This is a genomic window from Agrobacterium tumefaciens, from assembly GCF_013318015.2.
Classification (GTDB): Bacteria; Pseudomonadota; Alphaproteobacteria; order Rhizobiales; family Rhizobiaceae; genus Agrobacterium; species Agrobacterium tumefaciens.
The window spans coordinates 1,457,958-1,475,136 of the sequence record NZ_CP115841.1; the positions used below are offsets into that span (position 1 = coordinate 1,457,958).

Sequence of the window (17,179 nt, forward strand, 5' to 3'; positions counted from 1 at the left end):
ACAGACAATGACGGCAAAGGTCCAACCAGAAAGAAAAAGGTTATGTCCAGGTTCAAGTCCGATTTCCTCCGCACGCTCGATGAGCGCGGCTTCATTCACCAGATCTCCGACGAGTCGGGTCTCGACGAACTGTTCGCCAAGGAAACCGTGACCGCCTATATCGGCTATGACCCGACGGCCTCCAGCCTGCATGTCGGCCACCTCACCCAGATCATGATGCTGCACTGGATGCAGAAGACCGGTCACCAGCCGATTTCGCTGATGGGCGGCGGCACCGGCATGGTCGGCGATCCCTCCTTCAAGGAGGAGGCCCGCAAGCTGATGACGATCGACATGATCGAGGACAACATCACCTCGCTCAAGCACGTCTTCGCCAACTACCTCGATTACGATCGCGCGGAAAATCCGGCGCTGATGATCAACAATGCCGACTGGCTGCGTGGGCTCAACTACCTCGAATTCCTGCGCGACGTCGGCCGCCACTTCTCGGTCAACCGCATGCTGTCCTTCGACAGCGTGAAGACGCGCCTCGACCGCGAGCAGTCGCTGTCCTTCCTCGAATTCAATTACATGATCCTCCAGGCCTACGATTTCGTGGAGCTGAACCAGCGTACCGGCTGCCGCCTGCAGATGGGCGGCTCTGACCAGTGGGGCAACATCATCAACGGCATCGACCTCGGTCACCGCATGGGGACACCGCAGCTCTATGCGCTGACCTCCCCGCTTTTGACCACCTCTTCGGGTGCGAAGATGGGCAAGTCCGCGTCTGGTGCCGTCTGGCTCAACAAGGACCTGCTGCCGGTCTATGATTTCTGGCAATACTGGCGCAACACGGAAGACGCGGACGTGGTTCGGTTCGCGAAGCTCTTCACCACGCTGCCGATGGATGAGATCGCACGCATCGCCGCCCTTGGCGGATCTGAGATCAACGAGGCGAAGAAAATCCTCGCGACCGAAGTCACGGCTATCCTGCATGGCCGTGCCGCTGCCGAAGAAGCAGCCGAAACGGCGCGCAAGACTTTCGAGGAAGGCGCGCTTGCTGAAAACCTGCCCTCCATCGAGGTTCCGGCATCCGAACTCGATGCCGGCGTTGGCGTCCTGTCGCTCATCGTCCGCGCTGGCCTTGCCGGCTCGAATGGCGAAGCCCGCCGTCACGTTCAGGGCGGCGCGGTAAAGATCAACGACAAGGGCGTATCCGACGATCGCCAGATGATCGGTTCCGCCGAGATCACCGGCGATGGCATCATCAAGCTTTCGGTTGGCAAGAAGAAGCACGTTCTCGTTCGCCCGGCGTAACACCCGCGCAAATCATCAGATAAAGGGCCGCGGAAGCGGCCCTTTTTATTGAAACTCGAAAATCTGCCTGAAGACGCCGGGCGCTATCAGCGACAGCGGGTTTATAGTCAGCTTCGGCTGGTCCGTCTGGCCGGAAAGCTTGAAGGTGATGCCGAGCAGCCCCCGGTCGCGGCCGTTGCCGAGGAAGATGCCGATAAAGGGCAGCTCGCCGAACAGCCGGTTCAGGCCATAGGCGGGCATGAAGGTGCCGGTCATGTCCATACGGCCGTTCTGGTCTTTCAGCAGGCCCTGGAAGGTCGCACCGATCTGTTCGCCGCGCACCACGCCGTTTTCCACCGCAACCGAGCCGTTGACGTAAACGAGCCGGGCAAAACCGCGCTGGAATTTCTCCGAGCTGACATCGATATTGCGGCGGACCGCCGTGTTGAGGCTCCGGCCGTCATCGCCCGTCGGCGTGGCGACGATATCCTGAAGCTTCGCTTCGTTGACGACGGCGAAATTGCGCAGATCGAGCGAGCCGCTCCAGTCGCTGCCGTTGACGGTCGAGAGTGCGAGATTGAGAAGACCACCGCGAATGCGGGTGTAGATATTGGTGAAACGGGCAAGAGAACCGGCGTCGCTGCTGGTAAGCGTCACGGTTCCCGTCGCGCCGCGATTGGTCGTCTGAGCCACAACCGCCTGGCCCCTGCCTGTGACGCCGCGAAAATCAACCGAACGGACCTTGCCGTCACGCACACTGACATCGGCACTGACATTGGAAAGGATCTCGTCATTAAAGCCGTAGACCTTGTCGAGTTGCGCCTTGATGGCAAGGGACGGCTGCGAACGCGATGTGCCATCACCTGCCCCTGAGGAACTGCGAAGCTTTGAGAGGAAAGGCCGGAGATCGGCAGATTTTCCCGAAGCGTTGATGCTGTATCCGTTTTTGGAGGCAGTGACGGCGACGGCGTAATTGTCGGAAGGTGACAATTGCACGCGGCTGAGATCGGCCGAAATCAGCCCGTTCTTGGTGAAGGTGACATCTCCGGCAGCGCCGAAGCCGTCCCCGGTTAGGGAGAAATCACTGATCGTCGTGCGGCCATCGCTGGTTTCCAGGGTAAAGGTCGCTTTTGCCGGAATACCGACGCCCTTGCTCCATCCAAGCCCCGGCAGAATGATAGACGCCTTCGCCAGATCGAGCTGTATCTCCTGACTTTTCGTATCCGCGCCATCGATTTCCACAACGGTCGTGCCGCCAAGAACCGTGGAAAGTTCCGGTGCAAGCTTGGCGACCTGCGTCTCGTTCAGGGTTGCTTTCAGCGATAGCGTTGGAGCAACGTCGCTATTCTTGCGCACCGGCTCCGTCATCTCGATAGACATCGGCACATCGTCCACCCGGCCCTTGCCTTCAAGCTTGAGCTGCCGGTCGTTGATGGACATGAAACCGTCAAGCGCGGTCACCTTGCGGCCGGCAAACGGCTTTGTCAGCGACAGGTTCTTCAGATCTAGATCGGCCGTCCACACCGGCGGCGGTGGATTTTGGCTGGAAAGCATGCCGACGGTCAGCTTTGCATTCGCCGTCACGTCGCCGGTGAAGTCATCCGGCTTGAACTGCGTATCCTTGAGCGCATTGATAGGCTTCAGCGTCGCAAGCTCCGCCACGGCATCGGCCGAGCCCGAAACGTTCAACTCGAGATTTCCAAGCAGGGGCTTTGCATAGACGTCGGACATGGAGAACCGGCTGTCCTCCAGCGCAAGCGACCGATTGGAGGCGAAATAGGATGTCGCGTTCTTGAGATCGACATTCATCCGGCTGCCGACGAGATTGAAATGCGCATCAACGTCGCGCAGCGGCGGAATGTCTCCGGTGGTATTGAGACGCGTACCGTCGATATCGAAGCGGATCTGCATTTCGCTCTCGCCCAGCACCAGCGGGCAACCGGGACCGCACATCCGTCCCTGCGGAATGAAGATCGCAATCGAGCCGTTTGTGACCGTGCCGCCATAAAGATTGGACACCACCCACTCGCGCGGCTTGTGCGCCATCCAGAACGGCCAAAGCTGCTTAACCGCCGTGGCCTCCATCTTGGGAATCTGTCCGGCGAAACTGATTTCAGGCGAGCCCTGGCCGAAGCGGATTTTCAGCGAGCCTGCCATGTCTCCAAGAGGGCCGGTAACGTATAGCGAGGGAACCTCGAGCTGCCTGGTCGCGACATTGAATTGCCCGTCCGCCTTCAAGCTGAAAGGAACGGGTTCTTCGCCAGAGGCTTCAGCCGAAGCAACCGCATTGTCGATCCGCAGCGAAAGACCGAAGCCCTCTTGGGTATCCGTGATTTCCCCAGTGACCGGAATAGCCGTTCGCCCAAGGTCGATCCGCGAATTCCCAATGACAAGACTGCTTTTCTGAAAATCGTAGCGCGCGTTGACGGTGCCGGCAGTGAAGGGTTGAGCCTCGCCGCCGATAAGAAGCATTCCATTGCCCATGCCGAGTGAGATTTCCAGCCGCGGCTCATGTCCGGGCATGGAACGCCGGGCGAGGATGCTGACACCGGTCTTGACGTTCAGCCCCTCATGAAGATTGCCTTCAGGATCGAATTTTTCCAGAAAAGGACCGATGTCGAAACCGTCGATGCGCGCGTCGAAACCGTCGATCACACCGCCTGATCCCGATGTCTTTAGCGACAGGCTGGCGATTTCGCCGTTAAACAGCGTTTCACCCTCAAGCGAATATCCGCCCTGCTGGTCAGGGGTCAACGAAAGCTCGCGCACTTCAACGACGCGTGGCTTGCCGGCTTCGCTCGGTGGCAAGTGGATCGAGACGCTGGAAATATCGATTTCCTCGGTTCCGCTGCTTAAAAACGCCTGCGCCAATTTGTCTAGCTGGGAAAACGCCGCCTGCAACTGCTGCGGCACCGCGTCCAGCCGGATGCTGGCGAGATCGAAACCGTTACCCTTGGGCAAAAGGGCCGTATCGAGTTCCATCCCGTCGGCCTCGAGGCTTTGCACGGAGACGCGTCCGGTCAAAAGCGCTAGCGGATCGAGCGCCATGCCGATAGCCCTTGCCCGGCTCAAATGCTGGCCGGATTCCTTCTCGACGATATCCACATCCTCGGCCACCAGCGCAAGCCGCAGCCCGGTCGAGAACCTGATGGCGGACGAACCGATTCGCGCGCTGTAGTGGGGTCCGAGCGCCCGTTCGAGCGCCTGCTGCGCCTGGCTGGAAAGGGCATTGTCGATCGATCCGGTTTCGACGGAGACAATGATGCCGCCGATGGACAAGAAGGCCAGTACGAAAAGAGCAGCGAAAATCTTGATGAGAGCACGCGCCATGGAGCGCGGCGCCGGGCAATGCACGATGAGAGGATCTTCGGCCTGCGCCGAAGGAAGATCATGCAGCGCAACGATATCGCGCTTGCTGAACTTGACCTTTTCACCCCTTACTTCAGCCATACGCCCGTGTTTGCCCCTGAATAGCTTTTGTTTCGCCTCAACACTGGACGACGCCCGGTTTCGCTATATATCGAATGTGGCGACTTTCACTCAACATCCCGGCGAAAGAAAGATGATTATGACAGAACTGACGATTGGCAGCCCTGCCCCGGATTTTACTTTGCCCCGCAACGGTGAAGGAACGGTGACATTGTCCGGCCTGCGAGGCAAGGCGGTCGTTCTCTATTTCTACCCGAAGGACGACACATCCGGCTGCACCGCCGAAGCGATAGATTTCAGTGCCCTTGGCGCGGAATTCGAGGCCGCCAATACTGTCGTCATCGGCATTTCCCCTGATAGCGTCAAAAGCCACGACAAGTTTGCTGCAAAACACAAGCTTTCGGTGATGCTGGCCGCCGACGAGGAACGGAAGGCTCTTGAGGCCTACGGCGTCTGGAAGGAAAAAAGCATGTATGGCAAAAAATACATGGGTGTCGAACGCACCACCGTCCTCGTAGCACCTGACGGTACGGTCGCGGAAATCTGGAACAAGGTGAAGGTTCCGGGCCACGCACAGGCCGTTCTCGACGCCGCACGGAAGCTCTGAGAAACGCCCCTGTCGTGACGCCCACCTTCAGGATCATCTCGCTGCGCGGCGGCGCCACCGAGGCGATTGCCTGCGCCGATCTCGACAGAAAAACCGCACTGGCGCAGGAAACGGCGACACGATGGTTCGAGCGCCGCCTGTCGCTGCGCTCCCCCCTAGATCCACCCCTGCCCGAACGTCCGGGCAGGCCGGATAAACCGGAACTCGTTCCGCCGACCGCCGTGGAGCGCCGCTCCCTCCACAGCGTCAAGGGTCGCATAGCGCTGCTGCACGCCATCGCCCACATCGAGCTGAACGCCGTTGACCTCGCGCTCGACATCGTCGCCCGTTATGCCAGCGAGCCGGTGCCGCATTCCTTTTTCAACGGCTGGATGCAGGTTGCCTTCGAGGAGGCGAAACATTTCCGGCTGGTGCGGGAAAGGCTGCGAAACCTCGGCGCGGATTACGGCGATCTGCCCGCCCATGACGGGCTCTGGCAGGCGGCGAATTCAACCCGCAACGACCTCACCGCGCGGCTCGCAGTCGTGCCGCTCATCCTCGAGGCGCGCGGACTGGACGTGACGCCCTCCCTGCAGGCGAAGATGCGCGAAACCGGAGACCTTGAAAGCGCCGCCGTTCTCGATGTCATCTACAATGACGAAAAGGGCCATGTCGCCATCGGCGCCAAATGGTTTCGCTTCCTGTGCGCCCGCGAAAAGAAGGACCCGGCAGCAACCTTCAGGCAACTGGTACGTGCCAATTTCCGGGGACCGCTGAAACCGCCCTTCAACGACCTCGCCCGCGCCGAAGCCGGGTTGACGCCATCCTTTTACCGCTCCCTCACCGCTGTGAGCAACAGCAGCTGACGCCCGCAGCCCGGCGCATGGTGCAAAACTTCGTTAACCTTAACGAAGTATGATTTCCTGTGAGAAATCGGCCAGTCCGGAGAGAGATTTTGACTGATACAGCGGAAAACCGGGTATTCGGCAAAAAGCGGCAGCAGCACGTTCTGGTGCTGGCAAGTGGTGACAAGGTCCGGCACATGACGATCCGGCCTTGGATGACGGCGCTTGCCGGCTGCACGATCGGCCTTTTCTCGCTCGGTTATCTGGGCGCCACCGGCTATCTCATCCTGCGTGACGACCTGATCGGCGCGACCATGGCGCGCCAGACCCGCATGCAGCACGATTACGAAGACCGTATCGCCGCGCTGAGGGCGCAGGTGGACCGCGTTACCTCAAGACAATTGCTCGACCAGCAGGTGGTTGAAAAGAAAGTGGAAAAACTGCTGCAACAGCAGGCGGCACTCACGTCCAGACACGGGCGCATGAGCGAATTGCTGGAGCGCGCGGAAAATTCCGGCATCGCCGCCTCCACGGCCACGGCCCCCATTCCAACCGCGCCCTCCTCGCTCTCGAACGCGATGGCACCCGAAAAACGCGCCGATCTGACAGGTGGCCTCTCAGCCATAGAAAATCTGATGGCGCCCCGCCCATCGCAGCCGGAAAAGGCAGCCGGAACCGACAAGCGGGCATCCTATGTGCCCGAAAATGGCGAAACGCCTTCCGACCGCGCCGACCGCGTGTTTTCCAAGGTCACGCTGTCGTTGAAGGATATCGAACGCCAGCAGATATCACGGATCGCCAGACTGACCAGCGACGCCGAGGACAAGGCAAGCGCGATGCAGGATATCATCCGGCAGGCGGGTCTGAAAATCGACGAAAGTGGCACGGACGGTGTCGGCGGCCCCTATGCGGATCCGCAGGGGAATGAAACCGATCCCTTCAATATGTCTCTGACCAATCTAGACAATGCGCTCAACCGGCTGGATATCGTCAAGGAAACCGCAACCGCCCTGCCCTTTGGCAATCCGGCCCCCGGCAGGGCGATCACCAGCCGATTCGGAAACCGGCTCGACCCTTTCCTCGGACGGCCTGCCTTACATACGGGCATCGATTTTCGCGCCGAAACAGGCGCCGACGTCAAGGCGACGGGCGCTGGAAAGGTGACGGTTGCGGAAAATTCCGGCGGCTACGGCAATATGGTCGAGATCGATCACGGCCAAGGCGTATCGACGCGATTCGGCCATCTCTCCACCATTCTGGTCAAAGCCGGCGACAAGGTGGAGGCCGGCGACATCGTTGGCCGTGCTGGCAGCACCGGCCGCTCCACCGGTCCGCACGTACATTACGAGGTCCGCCGCAACGACACGCCTGTTGATCCGATGCGGTTTCTGGTCGCCGGGGCCGAGCTTAAAACCTATCTCAAATAGCAGTCCGATTTTAACGCTTTTTTCGCCCTTTTTGCGATAAATCGCCCGAAACCTCGTCCAAGGCTCAAAAGCCTCGCCAACGTCTCGCCGTTTCGCGCGCATTTCCGGTTGTTTCCTTGACTTTCTGGCAATTTGGGCATATCCCCGCGCCAAGTCTTTGCAAGTGTCGCAGCGGCACGCAGGTATTCTTACCGAACCAGAACGGAAAAAGTTCTTCCTTTGACAACATTCTCTGATCTTGGCCTGAGCCAAAAAGTTCTTTCCGCTATTGCAGATGCCGGCTACACGACGCCGACACCCATTCAGGCTGGCGCAATTCCGCCCGCTCTTGAAAAGCGTGATATCTGCGGTATCGCACAGACCGGCACGGGGAAAACCGCATCCTTCGTTCTGCCGATGCTCACACTGCTGGAAAAAGGCCGCGCACGCGCAAGAATGCCGCGCACGCTGATCCTCGAGCCGACCCGCGAACTGGCGGCACAGGTAGCCGAAAACTTCGAGAAATACGGCAAGAATCACAAGCTGAACGTCGCCCTTCTGATTGGTGGCGTTTCTTTTGAAGATCAGGACCGCAAGCTTGAGCGTGGCGCCGATGTTCTCATCTGCACGCCCGGCCGCCTTCTCGACCATTGCGAGCGTGGCAAGCTCCTGATGACCGGCGTTGAAATCCTCGTAATCGATGAAGCCGATCGCATGCTGGATATGGGCTTCATTCCCGATATCGAACGCATCGCCAAGATGATTCCCTTTACCCGGCAAACCCTGTTCTTCTCGGCCACCATGCCGCCGGAAATTCAGAAGCTTGCCGACAGGTTCCTGCAGAACCCGACCCGTATCGAGGTTGCCAAGCCCTCCTCCACGGCTAAGACCGTTACCCAGCGCATCGTCGCTTCGCACAACAAGGACTATGAGAAACGCGCTGTCCTGCGCGATCTCGTCCGTGCCGAAGAAGCCGAACTCAAGAACGCGATCATTTTCTGCAATCGCAAAAAGGACGTTGCCGACCTCTTCCGTTCGCTGGATCGTCACGGCTTTTCCGTTGGCGCGCTGCATGGCGACATGGACCAGCGTTCGCGCACGACCATGCTGCAGAACTTCCGGGACGGTCAGCTGACGCTGCTGGTCGCTTCCGACGTTGCAGCCCGCGGTCTTGATATTCCCGATGTCAGCCACGTCTTCAACTTCGACGTTCCCATTCATGCCGAAGACTATGTCCACCGCATTGGCCGTACCGGTCGTGCTGGCCGTTCGGGCAAGGCCTTCACCCTCGTCACCAAGAGCGATGCGAAATATCTCGACGCGATCGAAAAGCTGATCACCGAGAAGGTCGAATGGCTGAACGGTGACCTGTCCTCCCTCCCCGCGCCCATGGAAAGCTTTGAAAGCAATACCGGCCGCCGGGGCACCAAGGAACGTGGCGGCAGAGGCCGCGACAGAAACCGTCGCGATGCACCTGCATCGCCGGTCGAAAACATCAATCAGGGTGCACAATCCACCACTGTGGATACGGACATCGCGGCTCACGGAGAAGACAAGGTGAAGGCAGAACGCAGACCGGAAAAGACCCCGCGCAATTCCGAGCGCAACAGCCGCAACCTGAACCCGCTGCACGCCAATGACGACAACCGCGACCGTCGCCGCCATTACCGTGACCATGACGATGGTCCGACGCCTGTTGGTTTCGGCGATGACATTCCCGCTTTCATGCTGATCGTGGCCAACGCCAAGGGCTGAGCCCCGACGGCCTGACGCAGGAAACAATACGCATGACACCGACGATCAAGCCAGGACAAGATTTTCCAGGCGTCGGCGTTGGGCTTGCCATATTGCGTGATGGCCGCCTGCTTTTATGCCGGCGCTTGAAAGCGCCGGAAGCCGGATACTGGAATATTCCGGGCGGCAAAGTCGATCACCTTGAATCATCCCTCGCCGCAGCACGGCGAGAAGCTGAAGAAGAGACCGGGCTGACAATCGGCAAGGTCGAATTTCTCTGTCATAGCGAATATATCAATGTCGCAGACCGGCACCATTGGGTCTCGCTGATCTTCGTCACCCACGACACGCAGGGTGAGCCGGTACTGACAGAACCGGACAAGCTTTCCGATATCGGCTGGTTCGACCCCGATAACCTTCCCGAACCCATCTCTGCCTTTGCAAAAGACGCGCTGGCTGCTCTGACGAAATAAAGCCGCATAGCGGACGGAAGCAGCATCAGCGCTGACCGGCGTGGGCTTTTCGCGGCTTTCAACGGCGCCTTGAGCTACACTAAAAACAGGCCTCGCCTGCGACAGACGCGACGCTCCTGCGCGATTTGCTTTCGGAAAACCCAATGCTGGAAGAATATCTTTTCGCGAAGCTTTTCGAATGCAATTTAAAATTGCTTAAATTAGCATCACATAAAAAACCGCCTCGGTTGCCCGAAGCGGTTTATACGTAATAAAAATAATAGAATATAGAATGTAATATAGTTTGGCAGTGCTTAAGTTCGGAACACTTCCGAGGCTTTTTACAGCCAATTTCAGTCGTCCCCTGAAACACCTATATCTAATCTAACCATTTACTTTTCGTCAAGCAGATCTTCTCGCAAATGCGAAAAAAACATGGCAAAGCACAAATAACGCGCAGAGAAATATGTATATTCTCTTTTTAAATCAATAAATTAGATAAGTGGAAATAAAATGTGCATTTTATTGTGGTGCACTATAAAAGGCAAAATCGCAAACCCGCCCTTATAAAACTGTGCTTATACGCACTGCATGTTACAGTTTTATAAAGTAAAAATGCTCTAAACCATGACGAGCAGTACTTCCGCTCTTATGAAATTACAGAGTGAATTGCCGACCTTAAAAAAGATGAATCTCGGCAAAAAACAATCGCGCGCGATCACATTGAATATATACAACCATAACGCGTCATTGCAGGCTGTTGTTTCAAATTGGATGAGTTGCGATCAAAACGGCCGTGCAGTGAACGATGATGTGCGATTATGATGGGTATCAGCGATTTTTCCTTTGGAAAACCAGTTGTTGCCGATAAACATCAAACCGGGACAACAGGATTTCGCGCACGTCATGCTTTCACTTCGCCTGCTAACGATCATCGCCGGTTTTGCCTTTGCGGGCTCAGCATGCGCGGCGTCGATCGGCATCGTTGCCCCACAGAACGGCCCATACGAACTGCTGGGGCAACAGGTCAGGCAGGGCGCGAAGGCCGCAGCCGCCAAGCTCGGGCTAGATGTCGTCGAAATCCATGAAAGCTGCGAAGACGGCAGCGGCGGCGCGATTGCCGATGGTCTCGTGGCCGCGAAGGTCAGCGCGGCAATCGGTTTTTTGTGCACGGAAACACTTCAGGGCGTTCTGCCGCCTCTGAAGTCAGCCGCCATTCCAGCAATCACGCTTTCCAGCCGTGCCCCGATCCTGATGGAAGACGCTCTGAAATATAGCTGGCCGCTTTTCCGCCTAGCGCCATCGGACAAGGCCGAATCGGACCGGGCTGCAGAAATCATCCTGCGCGACTGGAAGGGACATTCCATTGGGCTCGTGGATGATGGCACGATCTTCAGTCGCGATCTGGTAGATCGCATCCGTTCGGCGCTGGAGGAGAACGGGCTGAAACCGACACTCACCGATACGCTGCGCCCGGCACAGGAGCAACAGGTGGCGCTTGTGCGCCGGCTGGGGCGCACCGGCATCACCCATGTGTTCATCGGCGCGGAACGCAACGACGTCGCGATTGTCGCCAGAGACGCCGGCTCCGAAAACATTCCGCTCACCATCATGAGCGGCGACGCCATGAATGCGGCAAACAACCCCGTGCCACTTGCAGCAAATGTGCTAGCGGTCACGCGCCCGGCCTATGACACATTACCTTCGGCACAGGCCGTCGCCGGCGAATTGCGTGCCGCCAATATCGAGCCGGAAGGTTACGTCCTGCCCTCCTATGCGGCTGCGGAACTGACTGCGGCGCTTGCCGAAGCAGCCCAATCCCAAGGGAAACCCGCACCGGAGATACTGGCGAACGGTACCATCTTCAAAACCGTGCTCGGCGATATCGCTTTCAACCCTTCGCATGAACTTGCAGACAATCCCTATCGCCTGCAGCGCTGGAACAGCCAGCGTTTCGAACAGGCGGACAAGGCCGAAAGACAATAGGTGAAGCCGGTATCGCTGGAAATTCAGTAAGCCGCGGCTGAAAACCGGCGGCAACCGCGCGACAAGCCGTTTCAAACCCTGATACTTGATGCTAAAGGCAGCTTACGCAACGCGTCGAGAGGAGTTTGCCCCATGTCCCTGCCCATCCGGATCGCACCGTCCATTCTGGCGTCCAATTTCGCCAAGCTGGGACAGGAAGTCGCCGATGTGACGGAAGCGGGCGCAGACTGGATCCACCTCGATGTCATGGACGGCCATTTCGTGCCAAACATCTCCTTCGGTCCTGACGTCATCAAGGCACTCCGCCCGCACAGCAATGCCTTTTTCGACTGCCACCTGATGATTGCCCCCGTCGATCCCTACCTCGAAGCCTTCGCCAAGGCCGGCTGCGACGGCATTACCGTCCATGCGGAGGCAGGCCCGCATCTCCATCGCTCACTCCAGACCATCCGCACGCTCGGCAGGAAGGCCGGCGTAACGCTCAACCCCGCCACGCCGCTTTCGGTCATCGAAAACGTGCTTGACGATGTCGATCTCGTGCTGATCATGAGCGTCAATCCCGGTTTCGGCGGACAGAAATTCATTCCGGCCATGCTCGACAAGATCCGTGCGGCAAAGGCCATGATCGGCGACCGGCCGATCGAACTTGAAGTGGACGGCGGCGTGACGGCGGAGACGGCCGGCGCCATCGTCGCAGCCGGTGCCAACGCACTGGTGGCCGGCTCGGCCGTCTTCAAGGGTGATGGCGTCGCAGACTATCGCAAGACGGTTTCGTTGTTGCGCTCGGTGTCGGAAGCCGCCCGGTCCTGACCCGCCGCAGCAGCCGGATACACCGGAGACGGGACGGCAGGGCGTTTGGGTGGGGGCTTTGATGAACAGCGACAGGCGGAATTTCCACGACGTCATCCCGGCAGCGCTGTTTTCGCTCCTCGCTCCACTTGTCTGGGCCACCATCTCGGCAGCCACCGCTACCCTCGGCCTCTATCTCCGCAACCGGCTGGAAACCGACCATGCCGCCGATATCGCCGTGCTGTTCTTCTTCGGCGGTCTCCTGGGCTGGCCGCTGGCCATGGTTGCCTTGCGCTTCCTGCCCGCATCCACCAGCCTGCCGCTGCGCTTTGCGGCAAGCTGCCTTGCCATCGCTTTTTTCACGATCGCGGTTGCGGCGGCATTTTTCGCGCTCCAGTACCGCATCTTTTATGCGCAATGGCACGCGCCGGCATTTTCCCGCATCTGGTTTTTCCAGCAATTTTTCACCTCGCTTGGCGCGATCTACCAGTTCTGCATTCTCGGCCTCGGCCTCTATTTTCCGTTTGCCGCCATTCCGCTTGCGCTGGCAGGCGCAATCCTTTGCCGCCGTGCGCACAGAGCGCCACGCGTCCGTTCGGACGTACACCGGACGCTCTAGCATTTTGAATGTACGCATCGAGCCGATGCGCAGGCTTGATAGATTGAGATTCGCGGAACACTTTGCTAAACGGGCAGCAAAATTCCTCCACAAAGAAAGTCATTGCCATGATCCCTCGTTACTCCCGGCCGGAAATGGTCGCCATCTGGTCGCCGGAAACAAAATTCCGCATCTGGTTCGAGATCGAGGCGCATGCCTGTGACGCGCTGGCCGAGCTCGGCGTCATTCCGAAATCGGCCGCACAGACCATCTGGGAAAAAGGCGGCAGCGCGACTTTCGACGTCGCCCGCATCGACGAGATCGAGGCAGTCACCAAACACGACGTCATCGCCTTCCTCACCCACCTTGCGGAATTCGTCGGTCCCGACAGCCGCTTCATCCACCAGGGCATGACCTCGTCCGACGTGCTTGACACAACCCTCAACATCCAGCTCGTCCGCGCCGCCGATCTGCTGCTGGCCGATATGGACCGCGTGCTGGCGGCGCTCAAGACCCGCGCTTTCGAACACAAGAACACGGTACGCATCGGCCGCAGCCACGGCATCCACGCCGAGCCGACCACGATGGGCCTGACCTTCGCCCGCTTCTACGCCGAGATGCATCGCAACCGCGAGCGTCTCGTCAATGCGCGCGCGGAAATCGCCACGGGCGCGATCTCCGGTGCTGTCGGCACCTTCGCCAATATCGATCCGCGCGTCGAGGAACATGTCTGCGCAAAGCTCGGCCTCGTGCCCGAGCCGGTCTCCACGCAGGTCATCCCGCGTGACCGCCACGCCATGTTCTTCGCCATCCTCGGCGTCATCGCCTCGTCGATCGAAAACGTCGCCATCGAAATCCGCCACATGCAGCGCACCGAGGTTCTGGAAGCGGAAGAGTTCTTCTCTCCCGGCCAGAAGGGTTCGTCGGCCATGCCGCACAAGCGTAACCCGGTTCTCACCGAAAACCTCACGGGCCTTGCCCGCCTGGTGCGCATGTCGGTCGTTCCCGCGCTTGAAAACGTGGCGCTCTGGCATGAGCGTGACATCAGCCACTCCTCCGTGGAGCGCGCCATCGGCCCCGACACCACAGTCACCCTCGATTTTGCGCTGAACCGCCTTGCCGGCGTCATCGAAAAGCTGGTGATCTATCCCGACAACATGCTGAAGAACATGAACAAGTTCCGCGGCCTCGTGCACTCGCAGCGCGTTCTTCTGGCGCTGACGCAGGCCGGCGTTTCCCGCGAGGACGCCTACCGTCTGGTGCAGCGCAACGCCATGAGGGTCTGGGAACAGGGTGCGGATTTCCTTGAGGAACTGCTGGGCGACGAGGAAGTGCGCGCCGCCCTTCCCGAAAGCGTCATCCGCGAAAAATTCGACCTCGGTTACCACACCAAGCATGTCGACACGATCTTCGCCCGCGTCTTCGGCAACGCCTGAGGCGAGGCTCCCGAAGTTAATGCCGTCGCGACCTTGATCGCGACGGCATGAAACCACAGATAAGGGCCCATGAAAGTTTCAGAAGCAGATATTCTCATCGTACCGGGTTACACCAATTCCGGTCCTGACCACTGGCAGACCCGCTGGGAGCGCAAGCTTTCGACAGCGCGCCGCGTCGAGCAGGCTGAATGGTCAAAACCGGTGAAGGAAGACTGGATCGCGCGGCTGGTGGAAGAGGTTAACGCCTCGACCAAGCCCGTTGTCATCGTCGCTCATTCGCTGGGTGTGCCGACCGTCATCCACGCCCTTCCGGAAATCGGCAAGAAGGTTGCAGGCGCGCTTCTGGTGGCGCCGCCGGATGTCGCCAATCCCGATATCAGGCCGAAACATCTGATGACCTTCGGTCCCTATCCGCGCGATCCATTGCCGTTTCCGGCAATCACAATTGCCAGCCGCAACGATCCCTTCGGATCCTACGAGCATGCCGACGATATTGCCGCCGCCTGGGGTGCGATGTTGGTGGATGCAGGCATGTCCGGCCATATCAACGCCGAGTCTGGCCATGGCCCCTGGCCCGAGGGTGGCATGGTATTTGCCCAGTTCCTGAGCCGCCTCAAGGTGAACGAGCCCTGACCATCGCGGCCAGCCGCTGAAGCCGGTCGATTTTCGGCCGGGCAACATTCTTCCGCCCGACACAAGAATTGAAGGGAAGATATGCGAGCCGCATTGTAGAATGCACTCTTTTCCTTTATGGGACCGCTCAAAGACAGAAACGCAACGCCACCAGAATCGGCGTGAACCAAGAGACCTGCCATTATGAACCGTCGCCGCCGTATTTACGAAGGCAAGGCCAAGATCCTCTACGAAGGTCCGGAGCCAGGCACGCTTATCCAGTTCTTCAAGGACGATGCGACTGCCTTCAACAAGAAAAAACACGAAGTCATCGACGGCAAAGGTGTGTTGAACAACCGGATTTGTGAATATGTTTTCACGCATCTGAACAAGATCGGCATTCCCACACACTTCATTCGCCGCCTCAACATGCGCGAGCAGTTGATCAAGGAAGTCGAGATGATCCCGCTCGAGATCGTCGTGCGCAATGTCGCCGCCGGCTCGCTGTCGAAGCGACTTGGCATCGATGAAGGCGTGGTTCTGCCGCGCTCCATCATCGAGTTCTACTACAAGTCCGACGAGCTGGAAGACCCGATGGTCTCCGAAGAGCACATCACGGCCTTCGGCTGGGCCAACCCTGCCGAGCTTGACGACATCATGGCACTGGCAATCCGTGTCAACGACTTCCTGTCCGGCCTGTTCTTGGGCGTCGGCATCCAGCTGGTCGACTTCAAAATCGAATGCGGCCGCCTGTTTGAAGGCGACATGATGCGCATCATCCTCGCCGACGAGATTTCGCCCGACAGCTGCCGCCTGTGGGACATCGAGACCCAGAAAAAAATGGACAAGGACCTGTTCCGCCGCGACATGGGCGGCCTCGTGGAAGCCTATTCCGAAGTGGCACGCCGTCTCGGCATCATCAATGAAAACGAACCGATCCGCGGCACCGGCCCTGTCCTGGTAAAGTAATTTCGGCCTCGTGAAATAATATCGGCCTAGCAAGGTAAAATCAGGAGAAGATCAGGTGATCAAGGCACGGGTGACTGTTACGCTGAAGAACGGCGTTCTCGATCCGCAGGGCAAGGCAATCGAAGGCGCACTCGGCAGCCTCGGTTTCGGTGGCGTCGGCCATGTCCGTCAGGGCAAGGTCTTCGATCTGGAACTGGAAGGTGCAGACAAGGCCAAGGCCGAGACCGACCTGAAGGCGATGTGCGAAAAGCTCTTGGCCAATACGGTTATCGAAAACTACTCTATCGCCATTCTCTAAAGCCGCAGGAGCCGCCGACCATGAAATCCGCTGTCGTCCAACTTCCCGGCCTCAACCGCGATCGCGACATGATCGCGGCACTCACGAAAATCTCCGGCAAGGCGCCCGTCACCATCTGGCAGACGGAGACGACTATCCCGGATGTCGACCTGATCGTCATTCCGGGCGGCTTTTCCTATGGCGACTATCTACGTTGCGGCGCAATTGCTGCACGCATGCCGGTCATGCAGGCCATTCGCGAAAAGGCTGAGCAGGGCGTCAAGGTTCTCGGCGTCTGCAACGGCTTCCAGATTTTGGTCGAAGCGGGCATGCTGCCGGGCGCGCTGATGCGCAACGCCTCACTGAAATTCGTCTGCCGCGAAGTGAAACTCGAAGTCGTCAACAACGACACCGAATTCACCCGCGCCTATGACAAGGGCCAGGTTCTGCGCTGCCCCGTCGCCCACCACGATGGCAACTATTTCCTCGATACGGATGAGCTTAAGTCCGTCGAAGACAACGGTCAGGTCGTTTTCCGTTATGCAGATGGCACCAATCCGAACGGTTCGCTGAACGACATTGCCGGCGTCATCAACGCCAAGGGCAACGTTCTCGGCATGATGCCGCACCCGGAAAACCTGATCGAAGCTGCCCATGGCGGCAATGACGGCCGTGGCCTCTTCGCCTCGGCGCTTGGCGTTATCGCAGCCTGACAAGCGGGCGGGCCATCCGCCTGCCCTCTTCCCGATGATGCTCTTTATGGCTCCAGTTTTTGGCCCTTACCT

15 protein-coding genes are annotated in these 17,179 nt (G+C 58.8%); 14 read left to right on the top strand and 1 reads right to left on the bottom strand.

What is annotated here, in order from left to right:
• The first annotated feature begins 42 nt into the window (after positions 1-42).
• Entirely contained in the window at positions 43-1,296 is a 1,254-nt protein-coding gene (gene tyrS / locus G6L97_RS07295) for a tyrosine--tRNA ligase (RefSeq protein ID WP_003515978.1), read from the top strand.
• A 45-nt stretch (positions 1,297-1,341) separates the two neighbouring features.
• On the opposite strand, the gene G6L97_RS07300 is transcribed toward tyrS, so the two are convergent.
• Entirely contained in the window at positions 1,342-4,725 is a 3,384-nt protein-coding gene (locus G6L97_RS07300) for a YhdP family protein (RefSeq protein ID WP_111782432.1), read from the bottom strand.
• A 118-nt stretch (positions 4,726-4,843) separates the two neighbouring features.
• Between G6L97_RS07300 and G6L97_RS07305 the strand changes: the two genes are divergently transcribed.
• From G6L97_RS07305 to purQ, 13 genes are all read left to right on the top strand, one after another.
• Complete coding sequence (locus tag G6L97_RS07305; protein ID WP_025593886.1) at positions 4,844-5,311, top strand: peroxiredoxin; 468 nt, start codon at positions 4,844-4,846, stop codon at positions 5,309-5,311.
• 14 nt (positions 5,312-5,325) lie between these two features.
• The gene (locus G6L97_RS07310; RefSeq protein ID WP_111782431.1) at positions 5,326-6,156 is read left to right on the top strand and encodes a ferritin-like domain-containing protein; all 831 of its coding nucleotides are present in this window, start codon (positions 5,326-5,328) and stop codon (positions 6,154-6,156) included.
• Between the two features lie 89 nt (positions 6,157-6,245).
• Positions 6,246-7,562 carry a M23 family metallopeptidase gene (locus tag G6L97_RS07315; protein WP_111782430.1) on the top strand — a complete coding sequence of 439 codons (1,317 nt, stop codon included), beginning with the start codon at positions 6,246-6,248 and terminating at the stop codon, positions 7,560-7,562.
• A gap of 219 nt (positions 7,563-7,781) precedes the next feature.
• Positions 7,782-9,296, top strand: coding sequence for a DEAD/DEAH box helicase (locus G6L97_RS07320; protein ID WP_019567097.1), 1,515 nt, complete (start codon positions 7,782-7,784; stop codon positions 9,294-9,296).
• Between the two features lie 32 nt (positions 9,297-9,328).
• Positions 9,329-9,748, top strand: coding sequence for an NUDIX domain-containing protein (locus tag G6L97_RS07325; protein WP_111782429.1), 420 nt, complete (start codon positions 9,329-9,331; stop codon positions 9,746-9,748).
• 885 nt (positions 9,749-10,633) lie between these two features.
• Positions 10,634-11,713 carry a branched-chain amino acid ABC transporter substrate-binding protein gene (locus G6L97_RS07330; RefSeq protein ID WP_111782483.1) on the top strand — a complete coding sequence of 360 codons (1,080 nt, stop codon included), beginning with the start codon at positions 10,634-10,636 and terminating at the stop codon, positions 11,711-11,713.
• Positions 11,714-11,845: 132 nt separating this feature from the next.
• Positions 11,846-12,523 carry a ribulose-phosphate 3-epimerase gene (gene rpe / locus G6L97_RS07335; RefSeq protein ID WP_003515995.1) on the top strand — a complete coding sequence of 226 codons (678 nt, stop codon included), beginning with the start codon at positions 11,846-11,848 and terminating at the stop codon, positions 12,521-12,523.
• A 61-nt stretch (positions 12,524-12,584) separates the two neighbouring features.
• Positions 12,585-13,121: a hypothetical protein gene (locus tag G6L97_RS07340; protein WP_111782428.1), complete on the top strand. Its 537-nt coding sequence runs from the start codon at positions 12,585-12,587 to the stop codon at positions 13,119-13,121.
• Positions 13,122-13,228: 107 nt separating this feature from the next.
• A complete protein-coding gene (purB, locus tag G6L97_RS07345) occupies positions 13,229-14,536 on the top strand; it encodes an adenylosuccinate lyase (RefSeq protein ID WP_025593893.1) in 1,308 nt (435 codons plus the stop codon).
• A 69-nt stretch (positions 14,537-14,605) separates the two neighbouring features.
• Positions 14,606-15,169 (top strand): alpha/beta hydrolase, encoded by a 564-nt coding sequence (locus G6L97_RS07350; protein WP_003516000.1) that lies wholly within the window; start codon positions 14,606-14,608, stop codon positions 15,167-15,169.
• A 183-nt stretch (positions 15,170-15,352) separates the two neighbouring features.
• Positions 15,353-16,117, top strand: a complete 765-nt coding sequence (purC, locus tag G6L97_RS07355; RefSeq protein WP_003516002.1) for a phosphoribosylaminoimidazolesuccinocarboxamide synthase — start codon at positions 15,353-15,355, stop codon at positions 16,115-16,117.
• A 55-nt stretch (positions 16,118-16,172) separates the two neighbouring features.
• Positions 16,173-16,415 (top strand): phosphoribosylformylglycinamidine synthase subunit PurS, encoded by a 243-nt coding sequence (gene purS, locus G6L97_RS07360; RefSeq protein ID WP_003495372.1) that lies wholly within the window; start codon positions 16,173-16,175, stop codon positions 16,413-16,415.
• A gap of 20 nt (positions 16,416-16,435) precedes the next feature.
• The gene (gene purQ, locus G6L97_RS07365) at positions 16,436-17,107 is read left to right on the top strand and encodes a phosphoribosylformylglycinamidine synthase subunit PurQ (protein ID WP_003516005.1); all 672 of its coding nucleotides are present in this window, start codon (positions 16,436-16,438) and stop codon (positions 17,105-17,107) included.
• Positions 17,108-17,179: the final 72 nt, after the last annotated feature.